Source organism: Longimicrobiales bacterium, assembly GCA_028823235.1.
Classification (GTDB): Bacteria; Gemmatimonadota; Gemmatimonadetes; order Longimicrobiales; family Gaopeijiaceae; genus UBA2589.
In genome coordinates, this window is the sequence record JAPKBW010000006.1 from 13,106 (window position 1) to 26,511 (window position 13,406).

Here is a 13,406-nt window from a genome sequence, read left to right on the forward strand (position 1 = left end):
ATGAGACTCCACACCACAGCCCTCTCTGCAGCACTGGCCTGCCTCGCTCTCACGGCAGTTGGGCCCGACCAGGTGGCAGCTCAGAATTTCGACGAGTTCGTCGCAGTGCCGATGGGCACAGTAGCCCTCACGCATGCGAAGGTCATCGATGGGACCGGTGCCCCGGCGATGCTGGATCAGACCATTCTGATTGAAGGAGATCGAATCATCGCCATCGGGCAGTCTGGTTCAGTCCACGTGCCTGCCAATGCCAACATCGTCGACCTCACGGGCCAGACGGTGATCCCAGGACTCGTGGGGATGCACAACCACTCCTACTACACGGGTGGAAGCGGCCGCGCGGCGCAGCTCTCCTTCTCAGGCTCACGGCTCTACCTGGCCTCGGGTGTCACGACAATCCGTACCACGGGCGCTCAGCAGCCGTATGCGGAACTGAACCTCAAAAGGGAAATCGATACGGGCAACGTCATTGGCCCGACGATGTTCACGACCGGCCCATACCTGACCGGCGAGCAAGTCGGTGGTGGAACCATGACCCAGCTCAGCGATCCTGAACAGGCGCGCCGTGTAGTGCGCTACTGGGCTGAAGAGGGCGTCAGCTGGTTCAAGGCCTACACGTGGATCTCACGCGCGGAGCTCGGCGCGGCGATCGACGAGGCGCACAAGTTGGGCGTTAAAGTCACGGCTCATCTGTGCTCTGTGGGATACCGGGAAGCCGTCGCGCTTGGCATCGACAACGTCGAACACGGACTTTTCGCGAACAGCGAGTACGCGCCCAACAAGGTTGAGGACGAGTGTCCTGCCGGCTTCCGGAACAGCTTCCCGGACCTCGATGTGAATGGTCCCGAAGTGCAGGCGACGTTCCGGGACATGATCGACAACGGTGTACCCATGACGTCTACGCCGGTGGTCTACGAGATCTCGGTATCTGGCCGCCCCCCCATCGACGAACGCATCTTTGATGTACTCGCACCTGAGATTGCTGAAGAAGTCCGTGCGATCTCCGTCGCACGACGGGCCGGACAAGGAGCGATTCCGCCTGCGCAGTACGCTAAAGCAATGGAGTACGAGCGTGCCTTCGTGGCCGCTGGCGGTCTTCTGGCGGCTGGCGTAGATCCAACCGGATACGGGGCAGCCCCTCCAGGATTCGGTGACCAGCGTAACTACGAATTGCTGCTCGAAGCAGGCTTCTCTGCCCCCGAGGTCATCCAGATCATGAGTCTGAACGGGGCCAAGGTTTTGGAAATCGACGGCGAAGTCGGAAGCGTTGCGACCGGCAAGATCGCGGATCTCGTGGTCATCGACGGTGACCTCGAAGCGGTCGGGAATCTCCACGGGACGAGCATCGTGTTTCGACACGGTATCGGCTGGGACTCACCCAAGCTGATTGAGTCGGTTCGCGGAGTGGTCGGAATCCGCTGACCCCCACGCTAAGACCGGTCCGATAGTCATGGGCTACCTCATTGCGGCGGCGGCGGCACCGCTCCTCGGACCGGTGCTGTATCGCATACTACATGGTCACCCGAAGGCCGTTCGATTCGTTGACGGATCGGTCTATGTGGCCGTGCCGCTTCTTGTCATCTGGCAGGTGTTACCAGATGCCTGGGCTTCGCGCAGCTTAATCGCCCTCGTCGCCCTCGTGGCGGGATTCACAGTTCCCGCGATTGTGGAAAAAGCTTCTCACGCACTAGCTCAGCAGACCGATAACGTTGCCATGGTCATAGGGCTATCCGGACTCGTGCTCCACGCCATGCTGGAGGGAGCAGCCTTCGTCCCTAGAGACGGAGCGGTCGATGGGCCCTTCGCGATCGCGGTAATCCTTCACCGTATCCCGGTTAGCCTCGTGATCTGGTGGCTCATTTGTCCGCGGTTCGGCTCATCGCTTGCTGCCGCAGGCGTCGGGTCCATCGTCCTAGCAACTCTGGCCGGATACGGAGTCGGCACCGAGGTTCTGGGAGGAATGCACAGCGGCGGCGCTGAGATCTATCAGGCGTTCGTCAGCGGATCGCTGGTTCATGTGGTCTTCCATCAGGGCCGCCACGATCATGATCATACCCATGAAAACGAACACGCTCACGACCACCGACAAGAGCAGGACAGCCATGACTGACCGAGCCACCGGGGCCTCGACCCTTCGCCGGGCGCTTCTCACTGCCGCCGCAATCGCTCTTGGCATCGGGACCTGGGAAACGGAGGCAGAAGCGCAGCAAACTCAGGACGGCCCGATGATTCAGTCTGCTGGGGCAGTTTTTTCCGTGGACACCGATTTTTTCACCCCTACCGATCGTGACTACAAGGTCGCCTTCGAAATTGCACAGCCGTCCTCTTCTCCGGACCAGTTAAACCCCACCATCAACACGGTCGCACGCTTTCTGAACATGCACGCCCAGGCGGGGGTGTCTGAGGATCGACTCAGCGGAGCGATCGTCGCGCACGGGCCAGCCTCCTTCGAGCTCCTCGACAATGAGGCCTACCGCGCCCGGTTCGGCGTCGACAACCCGAACGCTGAACTCATCAAGGAACTCATCGCAAATGGGCAGCCAGTGCTCCTCTGTGGCCAAAGCGCCGCATCGAGGAACGTGCCCACGGAAGGTCTCATCCCAGGGGTTCAGGTCGCCCTTTCGGCGATCACCGCCTTCATGCTGCTCCAGGAACAGGGATATAGCGTAAATCCCTGGTAGCGGGGCTGGTCGTTCGGCACGCTACCGCTTCAGCCACATCAGAATGGCATCGGTCACGGACTCCGACGTACCCTGCTGCACGAAGTGACTCATTGTCTGAAGTCACCGTGCAGTTGGCTGCCGCGCCACTCAGCATCACGATGTGGTCGGTCGACCGAAAAGTCCACGAAGGTGGCCAAGCCAGCAGCGGTGGGAGCGCCGACCTGATTATTCATTATGAAACACTTCCCCTGAATGGGATTCAAGCACCTTCCCGGTAGGCTCACGCCTCGGCGAGCCTCCCCCTGAGACGACCCCACCTGCACCTCGCAACATAGGTGCGCACGCGGCGGCTGAAGGCCCGTTTTGCGCGACCGCTCCACGTCGAGCGGTTGCGCAACCAGCGTGACCTACGGATTCTGAGTGCTTGATACCATGCGCACGCGTCGAATCTGGCCGGGCCAGCAACGGAGAAGCGAAACCATGAGCAAGAACCAAGTCTCCCGCAGACACTTCGTCGGAGGCGCGACGGCTGCCGCCGCCCTCGGCACGCTCGGACTCACGCCCACGGTGGCCGAAGCCAAGTTGCGCCGCGCCGCCGAGCGCGGAATTCGACGCCTCCCTGGTGGCGCTCCGATGCTCCGGGATCTCCAGTCGCAGGTCGATGCATACGACGCACTCGCGCATCTCTCGTCGAACGAGAATCCGTTCGGGCCATCAGAGAAGGCCATCGAGGCGATGACCTACGCGTTCAAGTACTCGATGCGGTACGGCTATCCCGACAACAACGTCCAGCAGCGTATCGCGGACGCGCACGGTGTGCCTCGAGATCACGTCCTCATGGGTGCGGGATCAGGCGAGATTCTCGACGTCGTGGGCCTGACCTGGCTGGCCGCGGACAAGAAGGTCGTCGGTGTCGAGCCCTCATACGGTTCGGTGTATCAACACGCGACTGGAATCGATGCAGATACGATCCTCCTGCCCCTTGAGTCAGACTACCGCCAGAACATCGAGCGTATGGTCGACGTCACGAATCAGAACGCCCGGGACGTGGGCTTTGTGTACCTCTGCAACCCGAACAACCCCACCGGAGTTACAGTCACCGCCGATGAGGTGGCGTACTTGCTCGACAACATCCCGCAGGACATTCCGGTGCTGATCGACGAGGCGTACCACCACTTCGTCGAGGATCCGGCATACGAAGAGTCCTTGAAGTACGTGCGCGAGGGGCGCCGTGTGATCGTCGCCCGCACCTTCTCAAAGATCTTTGGAATGGCTGCGATGCGGATCGGCTTCGCCATCGCGCCGCCCGACATGATTGCGGAGATGCGTCCGTACAGCACAGGCAGTGTCAACGCACTCGCGCGATGGGGTGCCGTCGCATCGATGGAGGACACGCCCTCCTCAGAGCGCATGCTTGCGCACAACCGGCAGTGGCGAAACAAGACGGTCTCCGACGTCGAGGGCCTGGGATTCGAGGTGATTCCCTCGCAGACGAACTTCTTCATGGTGAACCTCCGGACCAACATCGCTCCGATCCGGCAGGCCTTCCGTGACCGGGGGGTGGCCGTTGGTCGCAACTTCCCACCAATGCTGGAGCACCTGCGGGTCTCGGTCGGAAACGAAGAAGAGATGGGCCGATTCATGAACGCGTTCGAAGACATCATGAAGAATGCCGCGGCTGGAGCGGGTGCCTGAATTCAGGACCGACCAGCTTCGGGGAGAATCCGATGATCACGGTTCGTCGCGGCTTCCTGGGCACCGTAGCAGCGGCCGGTGGCGATCACTCAGTTAGCGCGAATCAGCTCTCTTCGTCTGAGATGCCGCAGGCGTCGAGCACAACGTCGGCGGCGTCTCTCGGCTCGCCCACGGCGGGCTGGGACCCACAGGCGCGGCCAGGATTCTCTCAAATGACGATGCCATCGCGGGCTTTGCCGTCGTGACGTCCAAAGGTGCGATCGCACTGAGGGAGGCACGTATTCAGAGTGACATCCTGCTCACGGGGATGGCACCTGCCGACCTTCATCTATCCCTGTACCTCGAATACGGCGCAGTTCGCCTTCCGTGACGCGCCTCGGTACCCACAGCGGTATCAAAATGACCACCAACCGAGCAAGACCTAAATGAGCGCGACCCGCAAAGACTTCCTCAAGATCTCCGCCGCTGGCGCCGCCGCGTTCGGACTCGATCCGTCCAAGGTCCTTGGAGCTCCGACGTCCACGCTTTCGTCGACCCTTGAGCCCTTCCTGCAACCCCAACGTCAGGTTCAGGAGGCGCCGCGAGCGCTCGACATCCTCATCCTTGGAGGCACCGGCTTCATTGGTCCGTTCGAGGTGCGCTACGCGCTCGACAGAGGTCACAACGTCACGCTGTTCAATCGCGGTTCCGGAAGAGCACTCTTCCCCTATCTTGAGACACTCGTCGGAGATCGAAACGGTGACTACGAGTCTCTGCGAGGAAGAAAATGGGACCTCGTCATCGACAACTCGACCTCCCGCCCCGACTGGGTAGAACTGGCGGCGAACTTCCTGAAGGACTCCGTCGATCATTTCATGTATGTGTCGTCGCGCTCGGCATACTCGGACCTATCGAGCGTCCCGATGTCGATTGCGGCTCCAACGTGGACGTACGAGACAGCGGGACTCACACCTGGAGACGAGTTGCCATACGGCCTCGCGAAAGCCGAGTCCGAGCGCACCGCGATGGGGATCATGCCAGGTCGGACCACCATCGTCAGACCAGGCCTGATTATCGGCCCGGGCGACGAGACAGACCGGTTCACATACTGGCCGGTTCGTATCGACCGTGGAGGCGAGGTTCTCGCGCCCGGCGACGGATCGGATCCAGTCCAAATTATCGATGTGCGCGACTTCACTGAGTTCATGATCCATCTCGGCGAAGACTCGACCATGGGCATCTTCAACTGTGTAGGCCCGAGAAATCCCCGCCCAATGGCAGAGCTCTTGTACGGCATCCGAGCTGCGACCACAGAGGAATGCACCTTCACTTGGGTCGATCGCGAGTTCCTCGCAGAACGTGGAGTCCGAGCCTATGCCGAAATGCCCGTGTGGCGTCCGCCGGTGGCGGGCAGGGAAGGCTTCGCTCAATTCGATCTGACCCCTGAAGTCGAAGCAGGTCTAACCTTCCGCCCGCTTGCTGTCACGGCACGTGACACGCTGGAGTACCACCACTCAAGACCCGCAGCACGTCAGGCGGACCTTCGGTCGGGGCTGGACGCCGCTCGTGAGGTCGAGGTTCTCGCGGAGTGGCACGCACAACGCGGATAATCGCGGACTGGCGCCCATCCCCCTGCCCGTGGACATTGTGGGCCGTCCCTGCAGGGGGATCCCTTCGGCCTCCGGGCCGGGTTCGAAATGGAGACGCGGGTGGAGCAAGCCACGGTCGATGAAAGCTCGAGTGTTTTCGATGCGTTAGCAGGAGCGGTCCACGAGCGTGTCGTGGGCCAGGACCAGGCAGTAGAAGGACTCCTGGTCGCGCTGCTGACAGGTGGGCATATCCTCCTTGAGGGGCTGCCAGGTCTCGCGAAAACGCTCATGGTGCGGACTCTCGCTGAAGCGATCCACACCGACTTTCGGCGTATTCAGTTCACACCCGACCTGCTACCGACAGACATCGTCGGAACACCGGTCTTCGACCAATCTTCCGGCGAATTCCGGGTGCAAAAGGGGCCAATTTTCTCGAACATCATCCTCGCTGATGAGATCAATCGGGCTCCACCCAAGGTGCAGGCGGCATTGTTGGAGGCGATGGAGGAACGACAGGTCACGATTGCGGGTGAGACCTTTCCGCTCGACGACCCCTTCATGGTCTTGGCAACTCAGAATCCAGTCGAGCTGCACGGAACGTACCCGCTCGCCGAAGCCCAGCTCGACCGCTTCGCCATGAAGCTGGAAATCGGCTATCCGAACCGCGCAGAGGAGAAGACCATCGTACGCCGCGTCGCGTCTGGGGAGACCATTCCGGTCGAGACCGTGATCACTGTCGACGCGATCGCTGCGGGCCGTAAAAAAGTGGCAGCCGTTCGGCTCGAGGACGAGGTCCTCGACTATATCGTCGAGTTGACCTTCGCGACGAGAGAACCGAGCCAGTATGGGCTGAAGGATCTTGCCCCACTCATCGAGTACGGCGCGTCTCCACGAGCGACGATCTTCCTGACACGCACCGCCAGGGCTCGTGCCTTCCTCGAAGGTCGAGACTTCGTCATGCCTGACGACGTTAAGGCGATGGCACCCATGGTCATGCGCCACCGGATCCGCACGACGTATGAAGCGGACGCGCGCGGTATCGACTCCGATGCCATCGTGAGCCGAGTCCTCGAGGCCGTGCCCTCACCCTGATGTCCGGGGGTCACCACGTATTCTCTCCTGAGGTCACAGCTCAGCTTAGGCGCATCGAGCTGACGACACGGGGATTAGTGGAGTCGCTCTTCAGCGGCGAGTACCACTCTATCTTCAAGGGACGTGGTCTCGAGTTCTCCGATGTTCGGGAGTATCAGCCCGGGGATGACGTGCGTTCCATCGACTGGAACGTGACCGCCCGAAGGGGCCGCCTCTTCATTAAAGAGTTCGTCGAAGAACGTCAGTTGAACGCGCTGGTCGTGGTCGACCTCTCCGCGTCAAAAGCGTTCGGAACAGGCGCGAAGGACAATGCGACGATCGCGTCCGAGATTTCCGCGATTCTGGCGTTGGCCGCGACGACCAACAACGACCGCGTCGGCCTTCTCCTCGTCACCGACGAGATCGAGCACTTCGTCCCACCGGACACTGGACGAAGGCACGCGCTCCGACTGGTCCTCGAGTTGCTCGCGTGGCAGCCGAAAGGGCGCGGCACCCGCATATCGACAGGACTCGCGTTCGCAGAGCGGGTACTCCGCCAGCGAACCACGGTCTTCCTTATCAGCGACTTTCTGACCGGGGAAGGCTCAGACCCCGATCTGGCTCGGGCGGCCCGAAAACTCGCGTGGCACCACGACCTCGTCCCAATTCGGCTGACCGACCCGGCTTCTTCCGAATTACCGAACGTCGGAATGCTGGCTGTGAGTGATCCGGAGACGGGTGAGCGCACTGTTCTGAATACGAGCAGTCGTCGCGTAAGGGAGGAATTCAGGACACGGGCACTCTCCGTGCGAGAAGGGATCGACCAGGTCTTTCGCGACCTCAACCTCGACACCATCGATCTCGATACGACCGCCGACTACCTGCCACCGCTTATCGGATTCTTCCGTCGAAGGGCGGCGACCAGTCGATGAGGGTACTCTTGCTCTTAGCTCTGATCGGCGTCCTGGTGGCAGGCGACCCTGTGCACGCACAGGCGGGCCCACGCCTCACCGTTCAGAGTGTGGTTGTGTCGGCCGACACCGTGGGCATCGGCGATCGATTCGACCTAACGCTCACGGTCGATCTCGCCCCGAGGTCCGTCGCGTTCTTCCCAGACTCCCTGTACGGCCGCGGCTTCGAGCCCTTCGAGGCCGTGCGCTGGACGACCTCGGGCGACCCCGCAAACGGGCTGCAGGTAGAGGTAGTCTACACACTCTTAGCTTTCGAAGTCGGCTCGGTGGCGATTCCCGAATTCGAAGTTTACGCGGCAGATGCCCGGCAGAGTGTCTCCGCAGGCCTTACGACCGAGGGAGTGTTGGTGGGACATTTCGAGGGGTTCGTAGAGAGTCCGGAGTCCGTACCATCCGCACGTCTTCGCTCCGTTTCCGAGCAGATCATCTACGTCACATCAGTGCTGTTGCTCGAAAATGTCTCGGCAGGAGTCCAGCCGAGACCCCCTGCAGATGTCGCCGGTGCGAACCGGAACTGGCCCGCCTCGTTGATCCTTCTGGCGTCCCTGGGAATCCTGCTCTCCGTGCTCGTGGTCACCATCCGCGACTGGATGGCGAAGGCTGGTGCAACCGATCCGCCATTGACCCCCCGGGCCGCTGCACTCGCAGCGCTCGACGATCTCTTGGCGACGGGCGCCCACCAGGACGGGCGTGTGCGTGATTTCTTCGAGGGATCGAGTGAGATCGTACGGCGCTACGTCGAGGCGTTTGATGCGCGATGGGGGCCGTCGTGGACGAGCACCGAACTGATGGGGGGACTGAAGCGACGGCCGACGAGCGTCGCGCCGACAGGTCTCGAAGCCGAGATGGCGGCGGCCGAAGAGGTGAAGTTCGGGGGAAGTCGACCCGAGACAGAGAACGCTGAAGCACATTGGCAGGCACTGCATGCCTGGATCGAAACAACGACGGAACCGGACAGCTCCATCGACGTCGACGTGGCTCCGGGCGTCACCCAGAGTTCGAAGTGAACGTGGCACTCGCCTCTCCCCTGTGGCTGTGGCTGGCAGCAGTGTTGCCTGCTATCGCTTGGTGGCTCGCGCCTCGCCGAGCCGGCGGAATCATCCTGGCTCAAGCAGGCGACGAGGGGGCGGCACCGGTACGCAAGAATGTCCTCGAGACGCTTCCCCTCGCTCTGCGACTGGGAGCCCTCGCGGCATTGATCGTGGCGATGGCGGGTCCCCAGATGGTCCGCGTCTACGAGGATCCTCAAGTCGAAGGCGTCGGCATTGCTCTCGCGATCGACCTGTCCACTTCGATGTGGGCGGAGGACATGGGCGCGCGGCAAAGTCGCCTCGCCGTTGCAAAGACGACGGCTCTTCGCTTTATCGACGCTCGCACCGATGACATCGGGCTTGTCAGCTTTGCCGGTGAAGCATTCACCCGCCTCCCTCTTACTCACGACGGATTCGTAGTCAAGGCGGCGGTCGAGGGGTTAGAGGTCGGGCTTCTGACCGACGGCACCGATATCGCCGGCGCGATCGCCGCTGGGGCAGGTCTCCTGAAGGATGTCCCCCACCGTTCGAAGGTCCTCATCCTGGTCACGGACGGGGCACACAACAAAGCCGGTGTCATGCCCGACCTCGCGGCGAGGGCCGCAGCGGCTGTGGGCGTAACGATCTACCCGGTGGCTATTGGTCAGGAGCAGGGCCGCGACACGCGATCTATGGAAACCGTACTGACCCAGGCAGCTCGGATCACGGGCGGCCAATACTTCAAGGCCACGGACGCCTCCGCGCTCGACGACATCTACGATGAGATCGACCGGCTCGTTCAACCGTCCGAGGAAACGATCCAGCGTGTCGAGACGACGGCGTACGCGTGGGTCTTCGCGTTGATCGCACTCGGACTCCTGGCGTTGGCGTCCGCGCTGCGGGGCTCCCGCTGGGGGGTGCTCCCATGACCTTCGAGCGACCCGATCTCCTCGTGGCGCTCCCTGCCGCCGTCACAATTCTGCTGCTCGCGGTCGTCCTCCAGTGGAGGCGGGGTGTCCGATTGGTCCGAGCATACGGTGGCTCGGATCCTGCCCGGCGCCTCCTCGGTCGCCGGCTCGAGATCTTCCCGGTGGCACGTACGCTGGTGCTCGTCCTCGTGGGCTCGGGACTGGCCCTGGCCGCAGCCGGACCCTCACGGGAGTCCTCCGAGCCGATTGAACCACCGACTCCGGTCGATCTGATCGTCGCGATCGACGTGTCGCATTCGATGACTGCTGCAGACGTTGACCCGTCGCGGGTCGCCCGGGCGAGAGATGCGCTCGACCGTATCCTAGAGCAAGGCGTCGCGGACAGAGTCTCGCTGACCCTGTTTGCGGACTGGCCCTTCGGTCTGGTGCCTCTGACAGACGACGCCGACGTCATTTCTTTCTTCTCTCCGTGGGTCGCTCCTGAGCTGGTGTCCACTCGTGACCAGGGCACCTCTCTTGCATCCGTTTTCCGGCATACACGTACCGTCTGGGAGGCTCGGCCGAGGAACGACGGCGAGCCGATCGTATTGATCATTTCGGACGGTGAGGCTCACGGATCCGACCCGGACGTCCTCGATTCCGTCGCAGTGGCGACCGAAGCTGGCATGCGGATTTGGACCGCGGGTGTAGGCACGCCGCAGGGTGCCCCCCTCTTCGTGGCCGGGTCCGAGGGAGCTCCTGTGCTGGACACGGACGGTCGCACCGTGATTGCCGAGTTCGGGCCGGAACTACTCCAGTCGATGGCCGCTCGGGGGGACGGGATCTATCACGACATCTCGACGGACGGTGGTATCCGCTCGCTCGTCTCGGCCCTTGGGCGCGAGAGCGGTCCGAGCGACACTACCGCTGATGTGCCCACAGACCCGGTATTCTGGCTCTTCCTGGCGTGCCTGGGCCTCCTGATCGTGGAGGCCGCCCTCGACTCAGGGGTGCTTGGCCGTCGCGCTGGATCGGAAAGGGCAGCGCGGGACGCTGAGACCACGCACGGTCCGGCCTCTACCGCGAGGGGCCGAGCGGCATGAAGACTCCCCTGCACCGCGCCATCCTTGCAACTGTCGTCCTGGTCGGCCTGAGCCTGTCCGTCATGTACGAACGCGAAAGTCTCGAGCGCGCGAATCGAATGCACAGAGATGGACGATCAGCGGAAGCTGCCGACCTCTACCGGGCTCGGGCCAACGAGGGTATGGGCGACGCGGAGCTAAGGTACAATCTCGGCACCGCACTCGTGCCGTCTGGCGTGGTCGAGGCGGAAGAACAACTGGCGCGAGCTCTCTCGAGCGCGGACACCGAGATCCTGGGTCGAGCGAACTACAACAGCGGGTTGCTCCAACTCAACCATGCCTTGACCGCTGGGGTCCCAGACTCGGTTCGGATCCATGCGACCGCTGCTGCCGATGCCAATCGGTCAGCGCTGCGCCTGCATCCGGACAACGTAGACGCAAAGTGGAATCTTGCGATGGCCCTTCGACTCATGGATTCAATCGATGCGATCGAGCGGAGAAGCGGTCGGGAGCTCGATGATGGGGCGATGGAGGCGGACGTCGTCACCCGGTCGGTGAACGTCCCTGACGCGGCAGAGGACGAACGTGCGGAGGATCCGCCCGCGGAGGGTGAGAACGAATCGGTAGCCGTTGCTGGAGACGAGTCACCACTGTCGCTGGATGAGGCCGCAGACATTCTCGGGCGCAGCCACCTCGACGCTACTGAATTGCTCGGGAAGTTGATCGCTCTGGAGAGTCGGAGCCGATGGGGTCGGCAGCCGAGCCGAGGGATCCGCCGCTGGTAGCAGCCGCTGGCTACGGCCGTGGATTAGCCCGACACACCTGCTGTGTCAGGTGCAACCGTCCATGTGGACGACCTGGGTAATTTGCCCGATCAGACGCCGGCGGGGCCGAGATCATCGCAGCGATCACGGAACAGGCCGACGGCGAAGCAGGCTACTAGTCCCGGCTGGCCCAGCTCACGAACTGCACGCCCTCCCCACCTGTCGCACAGCTCCTTTCGTCGTACCGGAGCCCCGTGCCGACGACCATGAAGTCCTCACGAGTGGTGGCAGCGTCGACCGGATCGGCTACCCAGACATCCCACGGGCCTGCGGCCAGCCAGAACTCCTCGGGACTCCCTACCAGCGGAACGCAGCTGAAGTCGACGCGGCGAAGTGCCCTGCTGCCACGCACGATACGGATATCGTCGATCGTGGGCGCCCGAGTTGAATCCCACTCTCGAATGCTCAGCTCTTCGAATTCACGTCTCTCGTCACCTGGCGTGACCGGCTGCCCCTCCGGATCACCCGGCAGTGGAATCCGCCAGTGCGCAGTACTCACCGAAATGTGAGCCTTCAACAACGCAGCAGCTCGGTCGCGAAAGTCGTAGTCGATGAAGACGCTGAGAAGCTCCATCGACACATAGGCGACCGGCAATTCCTCGCTGGGCGCAGCCATCCAGATCATATCGCTCGCCCAGGAACGCAACAGCGGGCGACTGAGTATCCGAGCCGCGGATCCGTCTGAAGCGCCGGCAGAGGCACCTTCGGGAGGCCCTCCAGCAGCACCCGCACGGTCACAGCCTGTCGCTCCAACCACGAACCCGGTTGCTGTCCCCGCACTGGCACGTCGCAGAAACTCCCGACGAGACTCCATCACTCTCCTCCCTGAACGAGCGCGTCGACTACGCCCCGAATCAGAGCTTGATCGGCGACTTCTCGTGAGTACTCGTCCGGCTCGTAGGCTCGGCCCATGGGCACGCCCACCACTCGATAGCCCATCGGACTCGCTTCATAGGCACTGGCGCCCATGTGTACCTCACGGACACCTGGCACAGCCAGAACCTCACGCACGTTGTCACCCCGAATACCACCACCGGGGAGGATCACGGCCGCATCCCCAGCCCGAGCGAGCAGCTTGGCCAGCAGTGGGAGAGCGTCGAGCACACGGGCTCGTCCGGCTGATGTGAGGACCCGGTCGACACCCAGTTCCAGAAGTGTATCGAGACTCTCGGGAAGATCACGAGAGACGTCGAACGCTCGATGGAAGGTCACGGGGAGCGGGCGCGCAGCATCGATCAGACGCTCCGTCCTGGCTCGGTCAATCCGTCCCACTGCGTCGAGGACGCCAAATACGACGCCGTCGGCTCCTGCCTCCCTGATGCGCGTCACATCCCTCGTCATCACCTCGAATTCGACATCGGAATAGAGAAAATCTCCACCCCGCGGCCGAACCATCACCATGATCGGCACGTCCAGGCGCTCCGTCGCGACCTCGACTTCCGCGAGGCTCGGCGTCGTCCCACCCTCTACGAGATTCGCACAGAGTTCGACACGATCGGCCCCGGCATCGACGGCGGCGATGGCAAACTCGGCAGATGCCGAGCACACCTCGAGAAGTGGGCGTTGACGATTCATGAGCGGAGCTTGGCACTCGGCGCCCGTAGACGCCAGACC

The 13,406-nt window shown here is 62.6% G+C and carries 14 protein-coding genes; 12 read left to right on the forward strand and 2 right to left on the reverse strand.

What is annotated here, in order from left to right; all coding sequences use genetic code 11:
• The 12 genes from OSA81_04710 to OSA81_04765 all read left to right on the forward strand — a co-directional run bounded on the left by OSA81_04710 (position 1) and on the right by OSA81_04765 (position 11,753).
• The gene (locus OSA81_04710) at positions 1 to 1,422 is read left to right on the forward strand and encodes an amidohydrolase family protein (GenBank protein ID MDE0898298.1); all 1,422 of its coding nucleotides are present in this window, start codon (positions 1 to 3) and stop codon (positions 1,420 to 1,422) included.
• Positions 1,423 to 1,450: 28 nt separating this feature from the next.
• Positions 1,451 to 2,110 (forward strand): hypothetical protein, encoded by a 660-nt coding sequence (locus OSA81_04715; protein MDE0898299.1) that lies wholly within the window; start codon positions 1,451 to 1,453, stop codon positions 2,108 to 2,110.
• Complete coding sequence (locus OSA81_04720) at positions 2,103 to 2,681, forward strand: DsrE family protein (protein ID MDE0898300.1); 579 nt, start codon at positions 2,103 to 2,105, stop codon at positions 2,679 to 2,681. The genes OSA81_04715 and OSA81_04720 overlap by 8 nt, the downstream gene beginning before the upstream one ends.
• Positions 2,682 to 3,143: 462 nt before the next feature.
• Positions 3,144 to 4,358 (forward strand): aminotransferase class I/II-fold pyridoxal phosphate-dependent enzyme, encoded by a 1,215-nt coding sequence (locus OSA81_04725; protein ID MDE0898301.1) that lies wholly within the window; start codon positions 3,144 to 3,146, stop codon positions 4,356 to 4,358.
• 241 nt (positions 4,359 to 4,599) lie between these two features.
• Positions 4,600 to 4,728, forward strand: coding sequence for a hypothetical protein (locus OSA81_04730; GenBank protein ID MDE0898302.1), 129 nt, complete (start codon positions 4,600 to 4,602; stop codon positions 4,726 to 4,728).
• Between the two features lie 55 nt (positions 4,729 to 4,783).
• Positions 4,784 to 5,947, forward strand: coding sequence for an NAD-dependent epimerase/dehydratase family protein (locus tag OSA81_04735; GenBank protein MDE0898303.1), 1,164 nt, complete (start codon positions 4,784 to 4,786; stop codon positions 5,945 to 5,947).
• 99 nt (positions 5,948 to 6,046) lie between these two features.
• Positions 6,047 to 7,018: a MoxR family ATPase gene (locus OSA81_04740; GenBank protein ID MDE0898304.1), complete on the forward strand. Its 972-nt coding sequence runs from the start codon at positions 6,047 to 6,049 to the stop codon at positions 7,016 to 7,018.
• A complete protein-coding gene (locus OSA81_04745) occupies positions 7,018 to 7,929 on the forward strand; it encodes a DUF58 domain-containing protein (GenBank protein ID MDE0898305.1) in 912 nt (303 codons plus the stop codon). Before OSA81_04740 ends, OSA81_04745 begins: the two co-directional genes overlap by 1 nt.
• The gene (locus tag OSA81_04750; GenBank protein MDE0898306.1) at positions 7,926 to 8,975 is read left to right on the forward strand and encodes a hypothetical protein; all 1,050 of its coding nucleotides are present in this window, start codon (positions 7,926 to 7,928) and stop codon (positions 8,973 to 8,975) included. The genes OSA81_04745 and OSA81_04750 overlap by 4 nt, the downstream gene beginning before the upstream one ends.
• Positions 8,976 to 8,977: 2 nt before the next feature.
• Positions 8,978 to 9,907, forward strand: a complete 930-nt coding sequence (locus OSA81_04755; GenBank protein ID MDE0898307.1) for a VWA domain-containing protein — start codon at positions 8,978 to 8,980, stop codon at positions 9,905 to 9,907.
• Positions 9,904 to 10,989, forward strand: a complete 1,086-nt coding sequence (locus OSA81_04760; protein MDE0898308.1) for a VWA domain-containing protein — start codon at positions 9,904 to 9,906, stop codon at positions 10,987 to 10,989. Before OSA81_04755 ends, OSA81_04760 begins: the two co-directional genes overlap by 4 nt.
• Positions 10,986 to 11,753, forward strand: a complete 768-nt coding sequence (locus OSA81_04765; GenBank protein MDE0898309.1) for a hypothetical protein — start codon at positions 10,986 to 10,988, stop codon at positions 11,751 to 11,753. Before OSA81_04760 ends, OSA81_04765 begins: the two co-directional genes overlap by 4 nt.
• Before the next feature lie 154 nt (positions 11,754 to 11,907).
• Here the strand turns inward: OSA81_04765 and OSA81_04770 are convergent, their stop codons facing one another.
• Entirely contained in the window at positions 11,908 to 12,606 is a 699-nt protein-coding gene (locus OSA81_04770) for a hypothetical protein (protein MDE0898310.1), read from the reverse strand.
• Positions 12,606 to 13,367, reverse strand: coding sequence for a copper homeostasis protein CutC (locus OSA81_04775; GenBank protein MDE0898311.1), 762 nt, complete (start codon positions 13,365 to 13,367; stop codon positions 12,606 to 12,608). Before OSA81_04775 ends, OSA81_04770 begins: the two co-directional genes overlap by 1 nt.
• Positions 13,368 to 13,406 lie beyond the last annotated feature (39 nt).